This window comes from Bradyrhizobium sp. AT1 (genome assembly GCF_001590795.1).
In the GTDB taxonomy this organism is placed as follows: Bacteria; Pseudomonadota; Alphaproteobacteria; order Rhizobiales; family Xanthobacteraceae; genus Bradyrhizobium.
In genome coordinates, this window is sequence record NZ_JXDL01000001.1 from 7301368 (window position 1) to 7302026 (window position 659).

1 pseudogene is annotated in these 659 nt (G+C 56.3%); it reads left to right on the top strand.

The features are described from left to right. Positions 1 to 659: pseudogene (locus tag SE92_RS33655) on the top strand (hypothetical protein); the annotation flags it as partial.

The window sequence follows — 659 nt, forward strand, 5'->3', positions numbered from 1 at the left end:
TTCCGGACCGGTCCTGAAATACAACGGGGTGGCCGTTACGAGCGGCCAGTTCGCGCCTTGGGTGCCGATCGGGGCCGAGCAGACGGCGAGCGGATTTGATTTTGCGTGGAAGATACCAGGGACCGACAACTACACAGTGTGGAGTACGGACGCGAATGGGAATTATCTGACCAACCTGACGCAAATAGTCTCGGGTAGCAGCAGTGCACTCGAGAACCTCGAGACTGTATTTCACCAGGACCTCAATGGAGACGGTACGGTCGGGATTCCTTCGACAACGATCGAGGCGTTTGGCGCGACCAGCCTGACTCAGATCGGCTCAAATTATTACTTGGGCAGCTCTGGCCCAATCCTGAAGTACAATGGAGTTGCCGTCACGAGCGGCCAATTCTCACCGTGGGTGCCGATCGGGGCAGAGCAAACCGCGAGCGGATTTGATTTTGCCTGGAAGACCCCGGGGGCCGACAACTACACGGTGTGGAGTACGGATGCGAATGGGAACTATCTGACAAACCTGACTCAAATCGTGTCCGGCAGCAGTAGTGCGCTCGAAAATCTCGAGATTGACTTACATCAGGACCTCAATGGAGACGGTACGGTCGGGATTCCTTCGACAACGATCGAGGCGTTTGGCGCAACCAACCTGACTCAGATCGGCT